Origin of the sequence: Microbispora sp. H13382, from assembly GCF_014161445.1 — a bacterium.
Classification (GTDB): Bacteria; Actinomycetota; Actinomycetes; order Streptosporangiales; family Streptosporangiaceae; genus Microbispora.
This window is the reverse complement of sequence record NZ_JABBXA010000001.1, coordinates 1-19099: the sequence shown is the minus strand read 5'-3', so window position 1 is coordinate 19099 and position 19099 is coordinate 1. Positions and strand designations below refer to the sequence as shown.

The 19099-nt window shown below is 73.3% G+C and carries 15 protein-coding genes; 7 read left to right on the top strand and 8 right to left on the bottom strand.

The annotated features are described in order from the left end of the window. Nucleotides 1-21: 21 nt before the first annotated feature. A complete protein-coding gene (locus HHX41_RS00075) occupies nt 22-1308 on the top strand; it encodes a polysaccharide lyase family 1 protein (protein WP_182904329.1) in 1287 nt (428 codons plus the stop codon). Nucleotides 1309-1360: 52 nt separating this feature from the next. On the opposite strand, the gene HHX41_RS00070 is transcribed toward HHX41_RS00075, so the two are convergent. Together HHX41_RS00070 and HHX41_RS00065 are read right to left on the bottom strand one after the other, a co-directional pair. Beyond that, on the bottom strand, nt 1361-1783 hold the full coding sequence (locus HHX41_RS00070; protein ID WP_182904328.1) for an ester cyclase: 423 nt from the start codon (nt 1781-1783) through the stop codon (nt 1361-1363). Nucleotides 1784-1819: 36 nt separating this feature from the next. After that, the gene (locus HHX41_RS00065) at nt 1820-3502 is read right to left on the bottom strand and encodes an FAD-dependent monooxygenase (RefSeq protein ID WP_182904327.1); all 1683 of its coding nucleotides are present in this window, start codon (nt 3500-3502) and stop codon (nt 1820-1822) included. Between the two features lie 128 nt (nt 3503-3630). On the opposite strand from HHX41_RS00065, the gene HHX41_RS00060 reads away from it, so the two are divergent. Beyond that, on the top strand, nt 3631-4260 hold the full coding sequence (locus HHX41_RS00060; RefSeq protein WP_182904326.1) for a TetR/AcrR family transcriptional regulator: 630 nt from the start codon (nt 3631-3633) through the stop codon (nt 4258-4260). Between the two features lie 96 nt (nt 4261-4356). On the opposite strand, the gene HHX41_RS00055 is transcribed toward HHX41_RS00060, so the two are convergent. Beyond that, complete coding sequence (locus HHX41_RS00055; RefSeq protein WP_310741679.1) at nt 4357-5772, bottom strand: aldehyde dehydrogenase (NADP(+)); 1416 nt, start codon at nt 5770-5772, stop codon at nt 4357-4359. Between the two features lies 1 nt (nt 5773). Beyond that, entirely contained in the window at nt 5774-6577 is an 804-nt protein-coding gene (locus HHX41_RS00050) for an NAD(P)-dependent oxidoreductase (RefSeq protein WP_169979486.1), read from the bottom strand. A 390-nt stretch (nt 6578-6967) separates the two neighbouring features. On the opposite strand from HHX41_RS00050, the gene HHX41_RS00045 reads away from it, so the two are divergent. From HHX41_RS00045 to HHX41_RS00025, 5 genes are read left to right on the top strand one after another with little or no spacing between them, the layout of a single operon-like run. Next, nucleotides 6968-7870 carry a 5-dehydro-4-deoxyglucarate dehydratase gene (locus HHX41_RS00045; protein ID WP_182904325.1) on the top strand — a complete coding sequence of 301 codons (903 nt, stop codon included), beginning with the start codon at nt 6968-6970 and terminating at the stop codon, nt 7868-7870. Continuing rightward, a complete protein-coding gene (locus HHX41_RS00040; protein ID WP_182904324.1) occupies nt 7867-9141 on the top strand; it encodes a glucarate dehydratase family protein in 1275 nt (424 codons plus the stop codon). Before HHX41_RS00045 ends, HHX41_RS00040 begins: the two co-directional genes overlap by 4 nt. Next, nucleotides 9138-10259 carry a hypothetical protein gene (locus HHX41_RS00035; RefSeq protein ID WP_182904323.1) on the top strand — a complete coding sequence of 374 codons (1122 nt, stop codon included), beginning with the start codon at nt 9138-9140 and terminating at the stop codon, nt 10257-10259. Before HHX41_RS00040 ends, HHX41_RS00035 begins: the two co-directional genes overlap by 4 nt. 52 nt (nt 10260-10311) lie before the next feature. Further along, on the top strand, nt 10312-13563 hold the full coding sequence (locus tag HHX41_RS00030; protein WP_182904322.1) for a BTAD domain-containing putative transcriptional regulator: 3252 nt from the start codon (nt 10312-10314) through the stop codon (nt 13561-13563). 31 nt (nt 13564-13594) lie between these two features. After that, nucleotides 13595-15127, top strand: coding sequence for a DHA2 family efflux MFS transporter permease subunit (locus HHX41_RS00025; protein ID WP_182904321.1), 1533 nt, complete (start codon nt 13595-13597; stop codon nt 15125-15127). A 7-nt stretch (nt 15128-15134) separates the two neighbouring features. Here the strand turns inward: HHX41_RS00025 and HHX41_RS00020 are convergent, their stop codons facing one another. From HHX41_RS00020 to HHX41_RS00005, 4 genes are all read right to left on the bottom strand, one after another. Beyond that, nucleotides 15135-15632 (bottom strand): DUF402 domain-containing protein, encoded by a 498-nt coding sequence (locus HHX41_RS00020; protein WP_169979499.1) that lies wholly within the window; start codon nt 15630-15632, stop codon nt 15135-15137. 49 nt (nt 15633-15681) lie between these two features. Beyond that, the gene (locus tag HHX41_RS00015) at nt 15682-17367 is read right to left on the bottom strand and encodes a ribonuclease J (protein ID WP_169979500.1); all 1686 of its coding nucleotides are present in this window, start codon (nt 17365-17367) and stop codon (nt 15682-15684) included. 101 nt (nt 17368-17468) lie between these two features. Next, on the bottom strand, nt 17469-18383 hold the full coding sequence (dapA, locus tag HHX41_RS00010; RefSeq protein ID WP_182904320.1) for a 4-hydroxy-tetrahydrodipicolinate synthase: 915 nt from the start codon (nt 18381-18383) through the stop codon (nt 17469-17471). Between the two features lie 288 nt (nt 18384-18671). Continuing rightward, nucleotides 18672-19099: integrase core domain-containing protein (locus HHX41_RS00005; RefSeq protein ID WP_182904319.1), on the bottom strand; the 428-nt coding region annotated here is incomplete at its 5' end.

Genomic DNA, 19099 nt, shown 5'->3' with positions numbered 1-19099 from the left:
GATCGCAGAACGGAGACAGTCATGCCCGGAAGATCCCTACTCCTGTCGGCCGCCCTCGCGGTCGCGGCCGCCGTCCCCGTGCTCGGGGCGGGCCCCGCCGCGGCCGCCCCGCGGCCCGACCTCGGCAGGCAGACGCTGCCCGCGGGCGACGGCTGGGCCTCGGCCGGCACCGGCACCACCGGCGGCGCGGCGGCCCCCGCCGCCAACGTCCGCGTGGTCACCGACCGCGCCGGCCTGGCCGCGGCCCTCGCCTCCCCCGGCCCCCGCATCATCTACGTCAAGGGCGTCGTCGACGTCGACAGGACCTGCGCGGACTTCGCCACCGGCGGCTACACGCTGGCCGGCTACCTCGCGGCGTACGACCCGGCCGTGTGGGGCCGCGACACCGAGCCGTCCGGGCCGCTGGAGGACGCGCGGGCCGCCTCCGCCGCGGCGCAGACGAAGTACATCAAGCTCAAGGTGCCGTCCGGCACCACCATCGTGGGCCTGCCCGGAGCGACCATCCGGGGCGTCAACCTGCACGTGGACAAGGCCGACAACGTCATCATCCGCAACATCCGGTTCGAGGACGCCGCCGACTGCTTCCCCCAGTGGGACCCCACCGACGGCGCCGAGGGCAACTGGAACTCCCTCTACGACAACATCTCGGTCACCGGCTCGACCCACGTCTGGATCGACCACAACACGTTCAGCGACGGGGACAACCCCGACTCGGCGCAGCCGGTCTACTTCGGCCGGCCCTACCAGGTGCACGACGGCCAGGCGGACATCACGGCCGGGTCCGACTTCGTGACCGTGTCATGGAACAAGTTCACGGACCACGACAAGACCATGCTGATCGGCTCGACCAACAACCCCGCGACCGACCGGGGCAAGCTCAGCGTCACCGTGCACCACAACGAGTTCTACAACAACCTCCAGCGGCTGCCGCGCGTCCGCTTCGGCAAGGTGCACGTCTACAACAACTACTACCAGGTGCCCGACGCCGGGCCCTTCGAGTACGCGCTGGGCGTGGGTGTGGAGTCCCAGATCTACGCGGAGAACAACTACTTCCGGCTGAGCCGGGGCGTCGACCCCGCCGACCTGCTCTACAACTGGGGCGGCACGACGCTGACGGCCAAGGGCAACCTGCTGCGGGTCGGCGGCAGGGAGACCCCGCTCGACCTGGTCGCCGCCTACAACGCCAAGAACGACCCCGACCTCGGCTCCGACGCGGGCTGGACCCCGACCCTCCACACGACCGTCGACCCCGCCGCGACCGTGCGCAGGGAGGTCTCCCGGCACGCCGGGGCCGGCGAGATCCACTGACGGCCGGCGGCGTGCGGCCCCTCCACCCGGAGGGGCCGCGCGTCCCCCCGCGTCACACGCCGAGGCGGGCCAGCGGGAGCCCGAGCTGGAGATACAGCTCAAGCTGGTCGTAGAAGACCTGCTGGTCGACGATCAGGCCGCCCTCGGTGCCGAAGAACCAGCAGCACCGTACGCTGACGTACCGCCCGGTGGCCTGGAGGACCTCGCCCGTGGTGATCGGGAACGGCCCGGTGTGCCTGCCGGTCCCCACTGCGGCGACCGCCGTGGTCCCGCCGTCCGCGACCTTCTGCAGCACCGTGACGTGGACGTCGGGGAAGGCCTGCCAGATGCCGGTGTGGTAGGACGCCACCTCCGAGCGGCCCTCCGCCGGCCCGCCCGGGACGACCGTGACGGGCTTGGCGCAGTAGCACCGCATGACCGCGTCCAGGTCGTGGGCGTTGTACGCGCTGAAATACCGGTCCACCACGTCGGCCATGGCGAGACCCCCGATCCTCGCACCTGGAAGTCCAGGTTATCGGGGCGGCGGAGGGCCGGGCCAGGCCGGCAGGACCGGCCGGTCGGGCGGCGCGGTGTCCAGGCCGAGCAGGCGCGTCAGCACATCCCGTAACAGGCGCCCCGGGAGCGCGGGCAGTTCGCGTGCGCGCCAGGCGACGAAGCCGTCCGGCCGGACGAGGACCGCGCCGGTCTTCGTGATGCCGTAGGCACCGGGGAACCGGTCCTCGGGGTCGCGCAGGCCGGCGCCGATCCGATGGACGTCCAGCCCGGCCTCCCGCGCGGCCGCGGCGGCCCACTCCCCGCCGTCCGGGCCAGTCAGCAGCGTGAAGGCGCCGGTGAACAGGTCGAGCGTGGACAGCCTGGTCCCCGCCCGCTCCAGCCACACGTGCGGTGCGCGCAGACCCGGGCGCCCGCTGGGAGCGCGGGGATCCTCGGCCGGCACCGCGAAGGCCGGTGTCTCGAAGGCCGGTGTCTCGAAGGCCGGCGTCTCCGGGATGATCGCCGCGGAGTCGTACCGGTAACCGAAGATCATCGTCACGTCGTCGACCCCGGTGACGTCCCCTCCCGTGCGGCGGCCGGCGAGGTGCCGCGTCGCGGTCTCCAGCGTCAGCCGCGCGACCGGAAGGCGTTCCCGCTCGTAGGTGTCCAGCAGCGCCTGTCCCGCCCGGCCCGCGAGCACGGCGGCGAGTTTCCACGCCAGGTTGTGCGCGTCGGCGATGCCGGTGTTCGCGCCGTACGAACCCGCGGGCGGCACGACGTGGGCCGCGTCGCCCGCGAAGAACACCCGCCCGGCCCGGAAGCGGTGCGCGATCCAGCCGCCGATCGTGCTGCGGGACACCGTTCCCGGCCGCCCCGGCACGGGGGGCACGAGGGTGACGTCGAGGTCCGCCACCCCGGTCGCGAGGCGGGCCAGCTCGGCGCAACGCTCATCCGAGAAGTCGCCCTGGGGCTGCTCCGGATGCGCGGGCACCCCGAGCATCCACCGTCCGTACGTCCGCAGCGGCACCAGGACCGTGCCCGGCGCCGGCCGGTCGAGGTAGGCCAGCAGGAAGCGCCGCCCCCGCAGCACGGCGGACAGATCGGCGTCGAAGACGAAATACGACACGTCGGTGGTCGGTCCGGGCCGGTCCGCGCCGATGCCGAGCCGGTCGCGGACGCCCGCACGGTGGCCGTCGGCGGCGACCAGATAATCGGCACGGACGCGGCGTGCGGCGCCGGTGGCGAGGTCGCGGACGACGGCCGTCACACCGTCGTCGTCGGCGTCGAAGGAGACCAGCTCGGTGCCGAAGCACACCTCCGCGCCGCCGCCCTCGGCATGGGCGCGCACGACGCGTTCCAGCTCGTCCTGGTCGATCATCGCCCAGTCGGCGGGGCTGACCGCCGCGGGCGGCCGGACGTGCGCGAGCAGGTCGACCCGGAAGCGCTCCCGCCCGGCCAGCGTGTCCGCGCCGATCATCTCCGGAAGACCGGCCAGGATCGACTGACGCCCGCGGATCTCCTCCTCCAGGCCCGCGGCACGGTAGATCTCCATCGAGCGCGGGTTGAACGCCCGCGCCTGCGGCGTGATCGCCGTGGACGGATGCCGTTCGACCAGCATCGGCCGGACCCCCAGACGGGTGAGGAAGAGCGCGGCGGACAGGCCGGTGATGCCTCCTCCCACGATGAGGACGGCGGTCCTGCGGTCGTACGGTCCGGTCATCGCTGCGGCTCCCGTCTGTGCCCGGCGGGGTCGTCCAGAACGCCGGCCCCGCCCCTCCGATAATCAACCGAACCTAAAATTGTGTCAATCGTCCGGTTGATTATGACCGCCGGCTGTACGATCGGGGCGTGCCCACGAAGCCACGCCGGTCTCCCCAACCCCAGGAACGGCAGCGCGACCCGGACCGCACCCGGCGGCTCATCCTGGACGCCGCGACGGTGGAGTTCGCCGCGCACGGGTACGCGGGGGCCCGGCTCAGCGCGATCGCCGCCAGGGCCGGCGTCAACCAGCAGCTGATCTCGTACTACTTCGACGGCAAGGAAGGCCTCTATCGGGCCCTCGGGGAACGCTGGCGGGAGCGCCAGAGCGAGCTGGTGACGCCCGGCACGCCGCTGCCCGAGCAGCTCCGCCGGTACGCGCTGGAGGTGCTGCACGACCCGGACGGCGTCCGGCTGCTGGCATGGAGCGGCCTGGAGTACGAAGGGCCGGCGACCGACCCCGACCAGGCGCCGCGCTCGGAGCGGCTGCGGGACTACGTGGACGAGGTCCGCGCCCGGCAGGCGGCCGGCCGGCTGCCGGACGAGGTGGACCCGGCCTGCCTCACCGTCATGCTGATGGCCGCCGCGATGGCGACCACGACGCTGCCGCACGTCGTCGAAGGCGTCTGCGGGGTCGATCCCCGCTCCCCCGAGTTCGTCCGGCACTACGCCGACCAGGTCGCCCTCCTCGGCCGGCTCCTCGGACTCGATCCCGGATAGGCGTGCGCGCCGCCCCCAAGCGGGAGCGGCGCGGAAACCCGAGCGGAAGCGGCGGAAAACCCGGGCGGGAGCGGCGCGCAGACGCGTGCGGCGGCGTCAGACGCGCAGGCGGCCGTCCACGCGCTGCGGAACGCCGAGGGGGTTGTCGTCGCGCAGCTCCGGCGGCAGCAGATCCCCCGGCCAGTCCTGGTACGCCACGGGGGTCGTCCAGCGCCTGATCGAGGCCGCGCCGACGGAGGTGTGCGCCGGGGCGGTGGAGGCGGGCCAGGGGCCGCCGTGGTGCATCGCCCAGCAGACGGCGACGCCCGTGGGCCAGCCGTTCCAGATGAGCCGCCCCGCCAGCCGGTTCAGGACCGGCACGAGGTCGCGGGCCTCCTCGGGCGCGGCCGCGTGGACGGTCGCGGTCAGCGACCCGGGCAGCCGGCGCAGCACGGCGGGCAGGTCGCCGGGGTCGCGGTAGCGGACGACGATCGCCGACGGGCCGAAGCACTCCTCCGCCAGCTCGGGCAGCCCGTCCGCGAACGCCTCCAGATCGGCGGCGAAGACCTGCGGGGTGATGCCGTCCACCGTGCCCCCGCCGGCCAGCACGGTGAGCCGCTCGGCCAGCCGGCCGGACGCCCGCAGGTAGCCCTCGCGGATCTTGTCGGTCAGCATGGGCCCGCCGCTGGTCGCGCCGACCGCCTCGGCGACGGCCGGCTCGAAGCCTCCGTCCGCGGGGACGAACACCAGGCCGGGGTTGGTGCAGAACTGCCCCACCCCCAGCGTCAGCGACGCCGCGAACCCCGAGGCCACCTCGGCGGGGTCGGCCGAGGGCAGCACGACGACCGGGTTGACGCTGCCCAGCTCGCCGTAGAACGGGATCGGGTCGGGCCGCTCGTCGATCAGTTTCTGGATGGCCGTCCCGCCCGCGACCGAGCCGGTGAAGCCGACCGCCGTGACGAGCGGGTGCCGCACCAGCGGGGCCCCCGTCTCGAACCCGTGCACGAGCCCGAGCAGGCCGGGGTCGGGCAGGGCCTGCCGTACGACGGAGGCGGTCAGGTCGGAGGTGCGGGGGTGCCCCTCGTGGGCCTTCACCACGACCGGGCAGCCGGCCGCGAGCGCCGACACCGTGTCGCCGCCCGCCACCGAGAACGCGAAGGGGAAGTTGCTGGCCGCGAAGACGGCCACGACGCCGAGCGGGTGGTTCATCCGGCGCACGTCGGGACGCGGCGGGGTGGCGCCGGGGTCGGGGTGGTCGATCACCGCCTCCACCCACCCGCCGTCCCGCAGGACGTCGGCGAACAGCCGGAACTGCGCGGCCGTACGGGCGATCTCGCCGCGCAGCCGCGCCTCCGGCAGCCGGGTCTCCTCCGCCGCGGCCGGCCACAGCTCCTCGGCGTGCTTCAGCAGGGCGTCGGCGACGCCTTCGAGCACGGCGGCGCGCTCGGCCGGGGGCGTCGCCCGCCACGCCTGCCCCGCCGCGGCGGCCCGCTCGACCGCCGACTGGACGGCGTCGTTCACCTGGTCAGTCACCTCAGCTCCCCGCTGTGAGATTCTCGACGTCGTAGCGGGGGCCGCAGAAGGCCCCGCCGACCAGCGAGTGCGGCAGCTCCCCGAGATCGGGCTCGCCGTGCTCGGCGATCAGCTTATCGGCGTAGATTTCCGCGTCGTCCTTGGGCTCGTAGCCGATGGCCCGGCCCTCCTCCAGCGACCACCAGCGGCGCGTGTTGGCCGACACCCCCCACACCACGTGGAAGCCGTCCGCCGCGAGCGACGCCTCGGCCAGCCGCGCGCAGTCGTCCGGCGACAGCCAGGTCGACAGCATGCGCACGTCCCTGGGCCGCTCGAAGCACGAGCCGATCCGCAGGCAGGTGACGTGCATGCCGTACCGGTCGTGGTAGAGCGAGCCGAGTGCCTCCTTGGTCACCTTGCTCACGCCGTAGAAGGTGTCCGGGCGTGGGAACAGGTAGTCGGGGGCCTCGCCCGCGTCGCGCGGGAAGAACCCGACCGCGTGGTTGCTGCTGGCCAGCACGACGTGGCGCACCGCGGCCCGCCTCGCGGCCTCCAGCACCACGTAGGTGCCGTTGATGTTGACCTGCAGGATGTCCGCCCACGGCTGTTCGAGGCTGTGGCCGCCGAGGTGCAGCACCGCGTCCACGCCGTCCATGGCCGCGTCCATCGCCTCCGGGTCGGTGATGTCGGCGGTCACCGCCTCCTCACCCGGCCCCGCCTCCAGCGGGACGACGTCGAGCAGGCGCAGCACGCGCCCCTCCCCGGCCAGCCGGGGTCGCAGCAGGGTGCCGACGCCGCCCGCCGCGCCGGTCATGAGAATTCGCATGTGCCTCCTGTCGGATCGGCCCTGCGGCAAGCGCGGCCCGGGCGCCCGCGCCGTGGGCGGTGCCCCGTGATCGTCCGCGCGGCGTACGGACCGTGTCATTGGCGAACGGCGCCAGTCTCGCAGCAATTCCCAGCTGTTCACAAGTACGGGCATGATTCACATATCTGACCCGAGACAGATTCTTGACGCAACTATTGCCAATTTTTATCGTTTTTGCTGGCAAGTAAACGCAATTGCAGAGCCAGTTCGAGTACGTGAACAGGTGGGCCGGCCTGACCACCGAGCCGTCGAGGGACGGCCTCGGTTGACTTTCGCGAGATCACACAGCTAGCGTCGTGGACATATTGAAGAACTTTGTCCATATATATGGACACCCAAGGGAGTGGGCGGATGCAGCTCGACGGCGTTCTCTTCTTTCCGGTCACACCGTTCGGCGCGGACGGTGAGCTGGCCGAGGACGTGCTGGCCACGCACGTGACGCGCGGTGTCGCCGAGGGTGCGGGCGGGGTGTTCGCCGCCTGCGGCACGGGCGAGTTCAACGCGCTGGGCATCGACGAGTACGCGCGGGTGGTGCGGATCGCCGTCGAGTCGGCGGCCGGGGGGGTTCCCGTCCTGGGCGGCGCCGGCGGCGCGCTCCCGTTCGCCCGCGAGTGCGCGCGCAGGGCCGCGGAGGCGGGCGCGGACGGCCTGCTGCTGCTGCCGCCGTACCTGGTCAGCGCGCCCGCGGAAGGGCTGGTGCGCTACGTCCGCGAGGTCGCGGCCGCCACCGACCTGCCGATCATCGTCTACCAGCGGGCCAACGCCCGTTTCACGGCCGCCGCCGCGGCGGCGCTGACCGAGATCCCCAACGTCGCCGGGTTCAAGGACGGCCTCGGCGACATCGACGCCATGCAGCGGATCGTCCTCGCCGTCCGGGAGGCGACCGACCGCGACTTCACGTTCTTCAACGGGCTGCCGACGGCCGAGATGACCGTGGCCGCCTACCGGGGCATCGGCGTCAGCCTGTACTCCTCCGCCGTGTTCTGCTTCCTGCCCGAGGTGGCTCTGGCCTTCCACAAGGCCGTGACCGCCGGGGACGACGAGCTGGTGCGGCGCCTGCTCGGCGGCTTCTACCGGCCCCTGGTCGAGCTGCGCGACCTCGTGCCCGGCTACGCCGTCTCGCTCGTCAAGGCGGGCGTCGCCCTGCGCGGCCTCGACGTGGGCCGGGTCCGGCCACCGCTCGTCGACGCGGCCCCCGAGCACGTCGCCCGGCTGGACAAGCTCATCGCGACCGGGCTGGAGCTGGTGGGATGAGGATCCGCGAGATCAACGTCACGCCGGTCGCCTTCCGCGATCCGCCGCTGCTCAACGCCGCCGGCGTCCACGAGCCGTGGGCGCTGCGCACGATCGTCGAGGTCGTCACCGACGAAGGGCTGACCGGTCTCGGGGAGACCTATGGCGACCTCGACCACCTCGTCCGGGTGCGGGCCGCCGCCGAGGCGCTGATCGGCCACGACGTCTACGGCGGCAACGCGATGTACGCCACCGTGGCCGGCCTCGTCGGGGCCGACGTCGTCACCGACCTGCACGGCCTGACCGGCACCTCCTCGCGGGCCAAGACCGTCGACCGGATCTTCTCCCCCTTCGAGGTCGCCTGCCTCGACATCCGCGGCAAGGCGGCGGGCCGGCCCGTCGTGGACCTGCTCGGCGGCCGGGTGCGCGACGCCGTGCCGTACAGCGCCTACCTCTTCTACAAGTGGGCCGGTCATCCGGGCGCGCCGGACGACTGCTTCGGCGCCGCCCTCGACCCCGAGGGGGTGGTCGAGCAGGCCCGCCTGCTGATCGGCGCGTACGGCTTCCGCTCGATCAAGCTCAAGGGCGGCGTGTTCCCGCCCGAGCAGGAGGTCGAGGCGATCCGCGCGCTGCGTGCGGCGTTCCCGGAGCATCCGCTGCGCCTCGACCCCAACGCCGTCTGGAGCGTGGAGACCTCCATCCGGGTCGGCCGCGAGCTCGACGGCGTGCTCGAATACCTGGAGGACCCCACCGAGGGCATCGAGGGCATGGCGCGGGTCGCCGCCGAGGTGCCGATGCCGCTCGCCACGAACATGTGCGTGGTCACCCCCGAGCACATCCCTCCGGCCGTACGCCAGGGAGCCATCGGGGTGCTGCTGACCGACCACCACTACTGGGGCGGTCTGGTGCGCTCTGCGCACATCGCCACGCTGTGCGAGACCTTCGGCATCGAGCTGTCCATGCACTCCAACTCCCACCTCGGGATCAGCCTCGCCGCCATGACGCACCTGGCCGCCGCCACCCCGGCGGTCACCCACGCCTGCGACACCCACACCCCCTGGCAGGACGGCCAGGACGTGGTCGTCCCGTCTTCGGGCGGTAAGGGCGCGCTGCGGTTCGTCGACGGCGCGGTCCCGGTGCCGGACGGCCCGGGGCTCGGGGTGGAGCTCGACCGCGACGCCCTCGCAATCATGAACGAGCAGTATGAGAAGTGCGGGGTCCGCTCCCGCGACGACACGACGTACATGCGGTCCGTCGACCCGTCCTTCTCCGCCCGGAGGCCACGCTGGTGAACGTCATCTACGCCTACCCCTGGGACATCGTCGGCGACCCCGGCGCCGCCGCGCGCCTCAAGGCGCTCGGCGTCGACGCGGTGGCGCTCGCCGCGTCCTACCACACGACCCGCGCCGCGACCCCCGCCCATCCGGCCCACCGGCTGGTCGACGCCCGGCACGCGGCCTGCTACGTCCCCGTACGCGAGGAGGCGTGGAAGGGCAACCGGCTCGTGCCCGGCACGCCGTCGTGGGTGGACTCGGACGATCCGTTCGGGGAGGCCAGGGACGCCCTGCGCGCCGCCGGGCTGCCGGTCCAGGCGTGGACCGTGCTGACCCACAACACGCTGCTCGGCTCGGCCAACCCCGACCTGGTCGTCACCAACGCCTTCGGCGAGACCTACCCGTACGCGCTGTGCCCGGCGGCGGCCGACGTGCGCGACTACTGCCGCACGCTGGTCCACGAGATCGTCGAGATCGGCGACCCCGACGCGCTGATCCTGGAGGCGTGCGGCGCCCTCGGCTTCCGCCACGGCGGCCACCATGAGAAGACCGACGGCGCCGACTGGTCGCCCGCCCAGATCGCGCTGCTGTCGCTGTGCTTCTGCGCGGCCTGCGTACGCCGCTACGAGACGGCCGGGATGGACGTCGCCGAGGTCCGCGCGCGGGTGCGGGCGGGCGTCGACGGCGCGCCCGGCTCGGTGGAGGACGCGCTCGGCGACCTCGCGGACCCGATGCGCGACCTGCGCACCGGTCTGGCCGGCGAACTGCGCGACCTGCTGCTGGCGCAGGCCCGGGCGATCCGGCCGGACCTGAAGATCGCCCTGCACGCCAACGCCGACCCGTGGGCGACCGGCCCGTTCGCGACCGTCCCCCAAGGGGTGGACGTCGACCTGCTCGTCGGCAACTGCTGGAACGCCCCCGAGGTGGACGAGGCCGGGCTGCGCGCCCTGGGCCGGCTCGGCCCCCGCGTGGGCGCGTACGTGCTGGCCCTGCCCCCGCGCCCGGCGGACGGCGCGGCGCTGTCGTTCCTGGCCGAGGCCTACACGGCGGCCGGCGCCGCCGAGATCCACTGGTACCACGGCGGCCTCGCCTCCGCGGCCCGGCTGAAGGCGATCGCGGAGGCGGTCCGCCGCTGAGCCGCACCGCTCCACACCGCGCCTGGCCGGGCGATGCGGGACAATCATGGCCATGCGGTTCGGCATCCTCGGCCCGACAGAGGCGCGGCCCGACGGCGACCACCCGGTGCCGGTCGGCGGGCCCGGGCTGCGCGCGCTGCTCGGCCTGCTGGTCCTCAATGCCGGGAAGGTCGTCACCACCGACCGCCTGATCGACGGCCTCTACGGCGCCGAGCCGCCGTCCGGGGCGACGAACGCGCTGCAGGCCCAGGTGTCGCGGCTACGCCAGCACCTCGGCGACCTGGTCGTGCGGGAGCCGGCGGGCTACCGGCTGGCGGTGGACCCGGACGACGTGGACGCGCCGCGCTTCGAACGGCTGGCGGCCGAGGGGCGGCGGGCGCTCGACGCGGGCGACCCCGCCCGTGCCGCCGGCCTGCTCGACCAGGCGCTCGCCCTCTGGCGCGGGCCGGCGCTGGCCGACGTGCCCGACGCGCCGTTCGCGCCCGCCCAGGCGGCCCGGCTGGAGGAGCTGCGCCTGTCGGCGGCCGAGGACCTCGCCGAGGCGGGCCTCGCCCTCGGGCGGCACCGCGACCTGCTGCCCGAGCTGCAGGAACGGGTCGCCGCGCACCCGTTGCGGGAACGCTCGCGCGGGCAGCTCATGCGCGCGTTGTACGCCGCGGGCCGCCCGGCGGAGGCACTGGCCGCCTTCGAGGACGCACGGCGGGTCCTCGCCGGCGAGCTGGGCGCCGACCCGTCGGCAGAACTGTCGGCGATCCACCTCGCGGTGCTGCGCACCGACCCGGCGCTCGCTCCCACCCCCGCCGCGACCGGCGGACGGCCGGTGCCGCTCACCTCACTCGTGGGCCGCGACGCCGAGCTCGGACGCATCGGCGCGCTGCTCGCCGAGGCCCGGCTCGTGACGCTCACCGGCCCGGGCGGCACCGGGAAGACCCGGCTGGCGATCGAGGCGGCCGCCCGGTGGCCGGGCGAGGTGTGCCTCGTGGAACTCGCCCCGCTCACCGACGGCGCCGACGTGCCGCAGGCCGTGCTCGGCGCGCTCGGGCTGCGCGAGAGCGCCGTGACCATCCCCGGTTCCGGGACTCGGCCGGCCACGGCCGATCCCGTCGCCCGCCTGGTGGCGGCCCTGACCCTGCGGCCGGTGCTGCTCGTGCTCGACAACTGCGAGCACGTCGTGGACGAGACGGCCCGGCTCGCCGACCGGCTGCTCGCGGCGTGCCCCGCCCTGCGCGTGCTGGCCACCGGCCGGGAGGCGCTCGGCATCACCGGCGAGCGCCTGTGTCCCGTCCCCCCGCTGCGGGTCCCGCCGCCCGGCGGCGAGCCCGCGACGCAGGACGCCGTCGAGGACGCCCTCGCCTATCCGGCCGTACGGCTGTTCGCCGAGCGGGCGGCCGCCGTACGGCCCGGCATCGCCTTCGGGCCCGGCGACGTCGGGCACGTGCTGCGGATCTGCCGGGCGCTGGACGGGCTGCCGCTGGCGCTCGAACTGGCCGCCGCCCGGCTGCGCTCGCTGCCCCTGGCCCAGATCGCCGCCCGTCTCGGCACCGACGATCCCGAACCGGAGGGCGACGCCCCCCGCTTCGCGCTGCTGTCGCGCGGCAGCCGTACGGCCCAGCCGCGCCACCGGACGCTGCGCGCGGTCGTCGAGTGGAGCTGGGACCTGCTCGACGAGCCGGAACGCGCGCTCGCGCGGCGGCTGACGGTCTTCGCGGGCGGCGCGACGATGGAGGCGGCCGAGCGGGTGTGCGGCCTGCCCGACACCGACGGCGTGCTCGCCTCCCTGGTGGACAAGTCCCTCGTCGAGGTGGTGGACGACCGCTACCGGATGCTGGAGACGATCCGCGCGTTCTGCGCCGAACGGCTGGCCGAGGCCGGCGAGAGCGAGTCCACGCGGAAGGCCCACCTCGCGTACTTCCTGGACCTGGCCGCCACGGCCGACCCGCACCTGCGCGGGCCCGACCAGGTCGAGTGGCTGCGCGAGCTGGACGGCGAGCGCGACAACCTGCAGGCCGCGCTGCGCCGCGCCGTACGCGCGGGTGACGCGGCGCCCGCGCTGCGGCTGCTGTCGGCCGCGACCGGCTACTGGCTGCTGCGCGGGCTGCGCGGCGAGGCGGCCAGGCCCGCCGCCGAACTGCTGGCCGGGATCGGCGCCACACCGCCCGAGGGGCTGGAGGAGGAGCACGTCGTGTGCGCCTGCCTCGTGGCCTGGGGCGGGACGGGCGGCCCCGCCGTGGACGCGCTCGTGGCCGAGGCCGTCCGGCGGACCTACCTCCTGCCCATGCCGCCCCGGCAGCCGTTCCTGCTGGTGCTGCAGGCGATGATCAGCGGTCCCCCCGCGCGAGAGCAGCTCCACACGATGGAGGACCTGTTCCGCGTGTTCGACCGCGACCCGTGGACGCGGACGCTCAGCCGCTTCAGCCTCTCCTATCTCAAGGTGTTCGACGGCCGGCTCACGGAGGCCGAACAGGAGCTCACCGGCGCGCTCCGGGAGGCCCGCGCCGTGGGGGACATCTGGCTCCGGGTGATCATGCTGTCCGCCATGGCGGACGTCGCCGACCGGCGGGGCGACCACGAACGGGTCGAGGCGCTGACCAACGAGGCGCTCGACCTGGCCGAGCGGCTGGGCGCCGCGTCGGACGTCGCGGAGACCCTCTGCCGGCGTGCCTGGGCGCGGATGCGCTCCGGACACGCGGACGCCGCCAGATCCGACTTCGAGCGCGGCGCCGAGCTGTCGCGGCGGACCGGCGCCCCGGAGACCCTCGCGGCGGCGCTCCTCGGGCTCGGCGAGCTCGCCCGGCTCGCGGGCGACGTGACCGAGGCCCGGCGCCGCTACGAGGCGGCCCTGGCGGAGTGCACGAGCGCGTGGTTCAGCGTGGAGGAGACCCGCTCGCGCGTCTACCTGGCGCTCGGCTGGGCCGCGCAGATGTCGGGCGCCGCCGCCGAGGCGCTGGCGTGGCACCGGCGCGCCCTCACCACCGTGCCCGGCACCCGCAGCCTCGGGATGACCGGCGCGGTCGCGGAGGGGGTCGCCGGCGTCGCGCTGCTGGAAGGAGACCGCGGGCGGGCGGCCTGGCTGCTGGGCATGGCCGCCGCCCTGCGCGGCGCTCCCGCCGCCGGCGACCCGGACGTCGCCCGCATCGAGGCGGGCTGCCGGACCGTCCTCGGCGGCGACGCCTTCGACCGGGCGTACGCCCAGGGCCGGGCCTACGCACAGGAGCGGGTGCCCGTCGCAGTGGGCATCACGGGGAGCACGGACGCCGCGGCGCTGACCATCGTCGAAGGGCACCTGTCAGCGCTCGGTGGGTGAACGGTCAGCGTCCGGGCGCACGCTGGCGGCCATGAACGACACCTCCCGCAAGTGGGGCACGCTGGTCATCGCCTGCCTGGCCATGCTCCTGCTGTCCCTCGACCTCACCGTGCTGCACCTCGCCCTGCCGAAGCTCGGCGAGGACCTCGCACCCTCGGCCACCCAGTTGCTGTGGATCGCCGACATCTACGGCTTCGCGCTGGCCGCGCTGCTCATCACCATGGGCAACCTCGGCGACCGGATCGGGCGCAGGCGGCTGCTGCTCGTCGGATTGGCCGCCTTCGGCGCGACCTCGGTGCTGACGGCGTACGCGCCGAACGCCCCGCTGCTGATCGCGGCCCGCGCGCTGCTCGGCGTGGCCGGCGCGACGATCATGCCGTCGACGCTGTCGCTGGTCCGCAACGTGTTCCCCGACCCGAAGGAGCGGACCACCGCGGTCGGCGTCTGGAGCAGCGTCGGTGCGGTCGGGTTCGCCCTCGGGCCCATCGCCGGGGGCCTGCTGCTCGACCACTTCTGGTGGGGCTCGGTCTTCCTGATCAACGTGCCCGTCGTCGCGGCCGTCCTGGCCGCCGGGCTCGTGGTGCTGCCCGAGTCGCGCAACCCCCGCCCCGGCAGGCTCGACCTCGTCAGCGTCCCGCTGTCCGCCGTGGGCGTGCTCGGCCTGATCTACGCGATGAAGGAGGCCACGACCGGAGGTGTCGCGCAGCCCTCCGTGATCGCCGCGGCGGTGATCGCGGTAGCCGCGCTGGTCGTGTTCGTCCGCAGGCAGACCCGGCTGGCCGAGCCGCTGATCGACATCGCGCTGTTCCGGCGGCGCGCGTTCGCGGCCACGGTCGGCGCCCAACTGGTCGCGGTCTTCGCGATGCTCGCCATGTCGGTGGTCTTCGCGCAGTACTTCCAGCTGGTCATGGGCTGGTCGCCGCTGACCGCCGGGCTCGCCGGCATGCCGGGCGGCCTGGCCGGGGGCGTCGGCGGCGCGCTGTCCGGGGTGCTCGTGCACCGGTGGGGACGCGGGCCGATCGTCAGCCTCGGGCTCGTGCTGACCGCCATCGGGTTCATCCTGTTCAGCCGGATCGACACCGAGACGCCCTATCTCTACATGCTCGCCGCCATGATCGTCCAGGGCGTCGGGATGGGCTTCACGTTCGCGGTGACCGGCGACACGGTGCTCGCCTCGGTGCCCAAGGAGCGGGCCGGCGCGGCGAGCGCGATCTCCGAGACCGCCCACGAGATGGGCGGCGCGCTCGGCATCGCCGTGCTCGGCAGCGTGCTGACCAGCGCCTACCGGAACGGCCTGGCGCTTCCGCCCGGGCTGCCCGAGGGCGCGGCGGCCGAGGCCCGCGACACGCTCGCGGGCGCCCTGAAGACCGCCGCCGCGCTGCCGGGCGACGCCGCGGGGGCCGTCGCACAGGCCGCGCGGCAGGCGTTCGTCGAGGGCATCCACGTCACGGTGCTGACCGGCGCGGCGATCCTGCTCGTCCTCGCGGTCGCCGTGCCGTTCGCGCTGCGCGGCGTGCCCAAGGTGATCCCCGAGTCCGTGGACGAGCCGGTCCCGGTCAAGTGATCCCCGGTCATGTCACTTGGGACAGCCAGCGGTCGTGGGCGCCGCCGAAGGGACCGGTGCGCGCCCCCACGGCCTCCATCAGCCAGGCGGCCGACCGCTCCGCCTGACGGACGATCTCCTCCGGGTACGCGTACCGCACCTGGTGCTCGGCGAACTCGTCCTCGTCGTCCAGGATCAGCCGGCCGTCCCGCATGCGGAGCACGTCGAGGTCGAGGTCGACCATCGTGATCCGGGCGTCGCCGCGCACGGGGATCGTCGTGATGTCGCAGTAGATCTCCGCCTTGTGCGGCGGCGCGTTGAACGCCGCCGTCCACCAGGCGTCGCGGGGAAACAGGATGACGGACGCGAAGTCGAACACTGTGGGGCGCTCGTGCCCCCGTTGGGCGATCATCCCGGAGGGACAGCCGACCCAGACGCCGTGCTCGTCCTCGCCCAGCACCCGCGCGTGGTGGTGCCAGTGCAGCGAACCGCCGTACTTGCGGTAAATGATCCTCACCTCGGACACGGGCGGGACGCTACGCCACGCCCGTCTCCGAGTACAACGGGATTGTCCGTCAGACCTCGACGACCACCGGAATGATCATCGGGCGGCGGCGGTAGGTGTCGCTGACCCAGCGCCCCACCGTACGCCGGATGGTCCGGCGGATCTGCATCTCGTCGGCCACCCCCGCCGCCGCGACCTCCTGCAGCGCGGTCTCGAGCTGCGGGATGACCGCGTCGAACGCGTCGGGGTCGATGCCCGAGCCCCGGGCGGTGATCTGCGGCCCGCCGGTGAGCTTCCCGGTGGTGGAGTCCACGACGACGACGATGGAGATGAACCCCTCGTCGCCCAGGATGCGCCGGTCCTTGAGCGCCACGTCGGTGATGTCGCCCACGGAGGTGCCGTCCACGAAGACGTACCCGCACGGGACCGCGCCGGCGATCCTCGCCTGGCCGTCGACGAGGTCGACGACCACGCCGTCCTCGGCGATCACGATGTTCTCCCGGGGGACCCCGGTCAGCTCGGCCAGCGCGGCGTGCGCCCGCAGGTGCCGCCACTCCCCGTGCACCGGCATGAAGTTGGACGGCTTGGTGAGGTTGAGCACGTACAGCAGTTCGCCCGCGGCGGCGTGACCCGAGACGTGCACCCGCGCGTTGCCCTTGTGGACCACCCGCGCACCCCAGCGGTTGAGGCCGTTGATGACCTTGCTGACCGCCGTCTCGTTGCCCGGCACCAGCGACGAGGCGAGCAGGACCGTGTCGCCCTCGGCGATCCTGATCGGGTGGTCGCGGTTGGCCATGCGCGACAGCGCCGCCATCGGCTCGCCCTGGGAGCCGGTGCAGATCAGCACCACGTCCTCCGGCGGCCACTCCTCGATCTCCCGGGAGTCCACGAGCAGCCCCCCGGGCACCTTCAGGTAGCCGAGTTCGCGTGCCACGCCCATGTTGCGGACCATCGACCTGCCGATGAGCGCGACCTTGCGGCCGTGCTTCTCGGCCGCGTCCATGATCTGCTGGACGCGGTGGATGTGCGAGGCGAAGCTCGCCACGATGATCCGCTTCGACGCGCTGCGGAAGACGTCGTCGATGACCGGCGCGATCTCCCGCTCGCTGGTGACGAAGCCCGGCACCTCCGAGTTGGTGGAGTCGGACATCAGCAGGTCGACGCCCTCGCCCCCGAGCCGGGCGAACGCCCCGAGGTCGGTCAGCCGCCCGTCCAGCGGCAGCTGGTCCATCTTGAAGTCGCCGGTGTGCAGGACGAGACCCGCAGGGGTGCGGATCGCCACGGCCAGCGCGTCGGGGATCGAGTGGTTCACCGAGACGAACTCGCACTCGAACGGCCCGAACGAGCGCCGCTCGCCCTCGATCACCTCGACCTTGACCGGCTGCATCCGGTGCTCGGTCAGCTTGCTCTCGATCAGCCCGAGGGTCAGCCGCGAGCCGACGATCGGGATGTCGCGCCGCTCCCGCAGCAGGTACGGCACCGCGCCGATGTGGTCCTCGTGGGCGTGCGTGAGCACGAGCGCCTCGATGTCGTCGAGGCGCCCCCGTATGTAGTCGAAGTCGGGCAGGATGAGATCCACGCCCGGCTGGTCCGGCTCGGGGAACAGCACGCCGCAGTCCACCACGAGCAGACGGCCGTCGTATTCGAAGACCGCCATGTTGCGGCCGATCTCGCCGAGACCGCCCAGCGCGACGACGCGCAGGCCGTTTTCCGGCAGCGGCGGAGGCGGCCCGAGCTCGGGATGCGGATGACTCATGCCGCCCCCCTCGCCCCGCGCCGCTCGCCTGCGGCGCGCACGCGTCGTTCCCTATGTTCGTTTTCTCTGTACACGTCGCTCATTCGACTCCATCTGTTGATCTAATCCACAAGCTTGAGACCCCCCGTTATGAGGTCCTCGCGAAGCGCCGCGATCTGTTCCTGGGTGGCGTCCACGAGCGGCGGCCGGACGTACCCGGCGTCCTGGCCCACCAGCGTGAGCGCCGCCTTGACCATGATCGCGCCCTGGGTGCGCGTCATGATCGCCGATACCACCGGGAGGAGCCGGCGGTGGACGGCCAGTGCGTTCTCGACATCGCCGGACCGGTAGGAGTCGACCATCGAGGCCAGCTCCGCGCCCGCCACGTGGCCCACGACGCTGACGTACCCGACCGCGCCGACGGAGAGCCACGGCAGGTTCAGCAGGTCGTCGCCGGAGTAGAAGACGAGGTCGGTGGAGGACATCACCTGCGAGGCCGCGAACAGGTCGCCCTTGGCGTCCTTGACCGCGGTGATACGCGGATGCTCGGCCAGCCGGAACAGGGTCTCGGTCGTGATGGGGACCCCGGAACGACCGGGGATGTCGTACAGCATCACCGGAAGGTCGCTCGCGTCCGCGACGGCCGTGAAGTGCCGGAGCAGGCCCTCCTGCGGCGGTTTGTTGTAGTACGGGGTCACCACCAGGAGACCGTGCGCGCCGGCGCGTTCCGCTGCCCGGGCCAGCTCGACGCTGTGCCGCGTGTCGTTGGTGCCGACGCCGGCCACGACCGTGGCCCGGTCGCCCACGGCCTCGACGACCGCGCGGAGGATGCGGTCCTTCTCCTCGTCGGAGGTGGTGGGGGACTCCCCGGTGGTACCGCTCACGACCAGTCCGTCGTTGCGCTGCTCGTCCACGAGATAGGCGGCGAGCCGCTGGACACCCTCATAGTCGACGGCGCCGTTCGAAGCGAACTGTGTGACCATCGCGGTCAGCGTGCGGCCGAAGGGGGCGTCGGAAGTTCCAGTAGGCGATGCCATAGACCGAACGGTACCCGGATCCGCAGGGGTGATGGACCTCGCCACCCCGTTATGTCCAGTACCGTCCGCGGTGCCGCCGACAGCGGAAGAGGCCGCCGATATGTGCTCGGGGGTACACACATCAGCGACCTCTAACCGGGAATCGCCGCGCCTTACGCGGACGTTACACGCCGCTGGCGAAATTTTTCCGGAAGGCCGCGTACGACCGGTCGTGCGCCCTACGGGCGGAAGATACCCAGGCCGTCAGGCATGGGCCGGGGGCGGATCAGCGAGCCCGCCCCAGATCAGCTAGCTGTTCTGTCCCATGAGGTTGGGTACGCGGCTGGCGGGTGGTAGGCCGTTCAGCGCGGTGTGGCCGCGGTGGTGATTGTAGGTGTGTAACCAGGCGGGTAGGGCGGCGCGGCGTTGGGTCTCGGAGGTGTAGGGCTGGGCGTAGGCCCATTCGTCGAGCAGGGTGCGGTTGTAGCGTTCGGCCTTGCCGTTGGTTTGGGGCCGGTAGGGGCGGGTGCGTTTGTGGGTGATGCCGGCTGCTGCCAGGGTGTCGCGCCATAGGCGGGAGCGGTAGCAGCTGCCGTTGTCGGTCAGTACTCGGCGCACGGTGATCCCGAAGGTGGCGAAGAAGGCCTGGGCGCGGTACCAGAACGCGGTGGCGCTTTCCTTGGTCTCGTCGGGCAGGATCTCGGTGTAGGCCAGGCGGGAGTGGTCGTCGATGGCGT

Excerpts from the sequence above, each read along its gene's own strand:
- HHX41_RS00050 (WP_169979486.1), bottom strand. The coding sequence starts at position 6,577 with ATGCGAATTCTCATGACCGGCGCGGCGGGCGGCGTCGGCACCCTGCTG.
- HHX41_RS00075 (WP_182904329.1), top strand. The coding sequence starts at position 22 with ATGCCCGGAAGATCCCTACTCCTGTCGGCCGCCCTCGCGGTCGCGGCC.
- HHX41_RS00015 (WP_169979500.1), bottom strand. The coding sequence starts at position 17,367 with ATGAGTCATCCGCATCCCGAGCTCGGGCCGCCTCCGCCGCTGCCGGAA.
- HHX41_RS00045 (WP_182904325.1), top strand. The coding sequence starts at position 6,968 with ATGCAGCTCGACGGCGTTCTCTTCTTTCCGGTCACACCGTTCGGCGCG.
- HHX41_RS00065 (WP_182904327.1), bottom strand. The coding sequence starts at position 3,502 with ATGACCGGACCGTACGACCGCAGGACCGCCGTCCTCATCGTGGGAGGA.
- dapA (WP_182904320.1), bottom strand. The coding sequence starts at position 18,383 with ATGGCATCGCCTACTGGAACTTCCGACGCCCCCTTCGGCCGCACGCTG.
- HHX41_RS00025 (WP_182904321.1), top strand. The coding sequence starts at position 13,595 with ATGAACGACACCTCCCGCAAGTGGGGCACGCTGGTCATCGCCTGCCTG.
- HHX41_RS00030 (WP_182904322.1), top strand. The coding sequence starts at position 10,312 with ATGCGGTTCGGCATCCTCGGCCCGACAGAGGCGCGGCCCGACGGCGAC.
- HHX41_RS00040 (WP_182904324.1), top strand. The coding sequence starts at position 7,867 with ATGAGGATCCGCGAGATCAACGTCACGCCGGTCGCCTTCCGCGATCCG.
- HHX41_RS00070 (WP_182904328.1), bottom strand. The coding sequence starts at position 1,783 with ATGGCCGACGTGGTGGACCGGTATTTCAGCGCGTACAACGCCCACGAC.